Consider the following 3,449-nt stretch of genomic DNA (forward strand, 5'->3'; position numbering starts at 1 on the left):
TCTGCTCCTAGTACGAGAGGACCAGAGTGGACGAACCTCTGGTGTACCGGTTGTGACGCCAGTCGCATCGCCGGGTAGCTATGTTCGGAAGGGATAACCGCTGAAAGCATCTAAGCGGGAAGCCTACCTCAAGATAAGATTTCCCTAGGAATTTATTCCTCTAAAGAGCCGTTCGAGACTAGGACGTTGATAGGTTGGATGTGGAAGCATAGTGATATGTGAAGCTGACCAATACTAATTGCTCGTGAGGCTTGACTATACAACACCCAAGCAGTTGTATATAAAGCATCAATCGATTCATAAATCTACAAAGCAACTTGATTTAGTTATTCCACTAGATAAAATGAACACAGTCAGATTCAATCAGCCCAATCTGTAAAGATTTGGAAAACGCTTCGGCAGTCAATAAGACCAAAGCAAGTATCCATAAACAGTTGTGCTGGCGACCATAGCAAGAGTGAACCACCTGATCCCTTCCCGAACTCAGAAGTGAAACCTCTTAGCGCTGATGGTAGTGTGGGGTTACCCATGTGAGAGTAAGTCATCGCCAGCTCATTATTCTAAACACCCCAATCTCAAAAGAGCTTGGGGTGTTTTTTATTGCGCGGTATAAAGTGAAAACACATAACTAAAAATCAGATTTGCACGGTTGCCGTGCTTCAGAGATATAGGGTCTTAGTTCAATGTAATAAAAAACATTTCATAATATTCCAATCTTTGCTTAATCTATAAATAATTAAATTTGAGTTTTCATCTATGCAGTTCAAAATTATCGCAGCCCAAGATCTAGATAAAAATCAACGTCATCAGATTGCTGAGTTATGTTTTTCTGCTTTTGATGAAGATCCTTGGAGCCAATATGCTTTCATGCAAAAAGCATTTCATATCGTGGGTATATTAGATGATCAAATTGTTTCACATGCCTTATGGACGGATAGAGTTTTTACTATAAATGGTAGCTGCGATGTAAAAACTGCTTATGTAGAGTATGTGACCACTGATTACACCATGAGAGGTAAGGGGCTTGCATCACAATTATTAAAATATTTAGTTGAAGCATTAACGGACTTGCAATATGGACTTGCTGCATTACAACCAGAAGATGAAGCGTTTTATAAAAAATTAGGTTGGACTACTTGGTGGGGAGATTTGTACATCAAACAAGATACATCTACTTATCTGACTGATGACTATGAAATTATGCTATATCCTTTAAGTATTCCTATTAAAGATCTACTATTGTATCGCTCACAGGGCGATAGTATTTGCGCAGAATGGCGAGAGGGTGAGGTTTGGTAGTTAGAATGGTCTAATAATTTTATTATTTTTTTTCTAAGTCTAATTTAGATGTAGCTGTCATTTTTTTATATTACTTAACTTTTTCTACTTTCCTGTTTATTAGACAAGCCTATAATGATTCAGAATCATTCCAAATCTAATAAGGATATAACATGTCTACCGATCAGCAATTTCCAACTCCCAACAATTTAGGTATCGCGGTATATTCCAATAATGCCGAAGCTATTGGTAATACACCTTTAGTACGTATTAACCGTTTGATTAAAACGGGTGCAACCGTATTAGCAAAAGTGGAAAGCCGTAACCCTGCATTTTCTGTGAAATGCCGCATAGGAGCGGCACTTATTGCAGATGCAGAGAAACGTGGTGTATTAAAAGAAGATATGCATATTGTTGAGCCAACCAGTGGTAATACTGGTATTGCATTGGCGTTTGTTGCTGCGGCAAAAGGATATCCAATAACTTTAACTATGCCTGCAAGTATGAGCCTTGAGCGTAGAAAAGTACTGAAAGCTTTAGGTGCTAATTTGGTTTTAACTGAACCCGCGAAAGGTATGAAAGGTGCAGTTGATGAGGCTATACGATTAGCAACTGAACAGCCAGATCTTTATTTCTTGCCACAACAATTTGAAAACCCAGCGAATCCACAAATTCATGTAGACACAACTGGTCCTGAAATTTGGCAAGCTACAGGTGGGCAAGTCGATATTTTAGTTGCGGGCGTCGGTACAGGCGGTACGATTACAGGTATTTCTCGTTACTTTGAACAGGTTCAAAATAAACCTTTGTATTCAGTAGCAGTTGAACCTGCTGAGTCTCCAATTATTACTCAAACCAAAAATGGTGAAAACATTACACCTGCACCACATAAAATTCAGGGAATTGGTGCGAACTTTATTCCAAAGAATCTTGATTTGGACCTTGTGGATGAAGTCTTACCAGTGAGTAGCGAAGAAGCAATTCAATGGGCGAGAAACTGTGCAACCCAAGAAGGTATTTTAGTGGGTATTTCAAGTGGCGCTGCATTAGCAGCCGCTGCAAAAATTGCAGAACGTCCTGAAAATGCTGGTAAAACCATTGTTGTTATTCTGCCAGACAGTGGGGAGCGTTATTTGTCTTCTGTCTTATTTGAAGGTTTATTTGACGAATAAAATTAATCGCATAAAAAAGCCCATCCATTGATGGGCTTTTGTTTAAGTTTTTTATAGAGCACTTTTTAAATTTTTTTGATGATGCTTAATAGATCGAGCATATTTTTTCGCTTTGTGACGGGTCCAGAAGCTTCTCTCATATCCTGTTGGCCCAACATTATAATAAGCTGTAGCTTTAAACCAGCTATCTGCGGTTTGATAGTAATGATTTAAAATATAAGCACCACATTGGATATTTGTAGATTCATCATACAAATTACCAGCACAAGTTTGTTGCCAATAGCTTGGAATAATTTGAGTTAAACCAACAGCCCCAGTCGGAGAGCGGGCATTACTATTATAGTTCGACTCTTGTCTGATAACTGCCGCGAGTAAAAGTGGAGGAACATTATATTTGTCAGCACTTTGAATAATCATTGGAGATAATCGATTGGCTGTACTCGGTGGAACGGAATAAGCTTTTTGTAAACCAGATGATAGCTTATTTGAACGCCAAATAAATGAGCCACTATTAGGGCCTAAGCTTGTACATCCTGTCATTATGATCATCAAGAAAATTATGAAAAATTTCAGACCAAGGATGTGTAATTGTGATGGTTCAAAACGATTTTGGGTTAAAGATGGGGTAAGCAAAATACAAAACCAATAATGAAGTTTCAAATAAAATGATGGTATTTAGCCGTACTTATAGGATCAATATTAGTTCTGTTGCTCAGCACATCTAAAAAGTAAGAATTTTGTATAATTGAAATGAAAAAACCCCGACATCCTGTCGAGGTTCCTTCGTATTCAGCTTTATGTAGCTAACTCCTGTCAACTACCGCTTCCTGCGTTCTTATTCTTCTTTAATGAGACATCCTGTCTCTCTATGATTCATATATTATGAAATAATACTAAAGCTGAATATCCGCAAATCACCGCAAGTTTTGTAGGTTTTAACTTACAGACGTACTTTTTTAACATTCTTAAATACAAGGTCAACGAGTTTCTGGGCTACAG

At 38.1% G+C, this 3,449-nt stretch carries 3 protein-coding genes and 2 rRNA genes; 4 read left to right on the forward strand and 1 reads right to left on the reverse strand.

Translation table 11 applies throughout. The features are described 5' to 3' along the window. From J582_RS0105450 to cysK, 4 genes are all read left to right on the forward strand, one after another. Nucleotides 1-259 (forward strand): 23S ribosomal RNA (locus J582_RS0105450); the annotation flags it as partial. A gap of 179 nt (nt 260-438) precedes the next feature. After that, nucleotides 439-553: ribosomal RNA gene (gene rrf, locus J582_RS24360) — 5S ribosomal RNA — on the forward strand. Between the two features lie 203 nt (nt 554-756). Next, a complete protein-coding gene (locus J582_RS24365; RefSeq protein ID WP_031982205.1) occupies nt 757-1,299 on the forward strand; it encodes a GNAT family N-acetyltransferase in 543 nt (180 codons plus the stop codon). Between the two features lie 152 nt (nt 1,300-1,451). Then, nucleotides 1,452-2,450 (forward strand): cysteine synthase A, encoded by a 999-nt coding sequence (gene cysK / locus J582_RS24370; protein ID WP_031982204.1) that lies wholly within the window; start codon nt 1,452-1,454, stop codon nt 2,448-2,450. 51 nt (nt 2,451-2,501) lie between these two features. Here the strand turns inward: cysK and J582_RS24375 are convergent, their stop codons facing one another. Beyond that, the gene (locus J582_RS24375) at nt 2,502-3,110 is read right to left on the reverse strand and encodes a lytic transglycosylase domain-containing protein (RefSeq protein ID WP_081405582.1); all 609 of its coding nucleotides are present in this window, start codon (nt 3,108-3,110) and stop codon (nt 2,502-2,504) included. Between the last annotated feature and the right edge of the window lie 339 nt (nt 3,111-3,449).

The organism is Acinetobacter sp. 1566109 (assembly GCF_000582255.1).
Lineage (GTDB): Bacteria > Pseudomonadota > Gammaproteobacteria > Pseudomonadales > Moraxellaceae > Acinetobacter > Acinetobacter nosocomialis.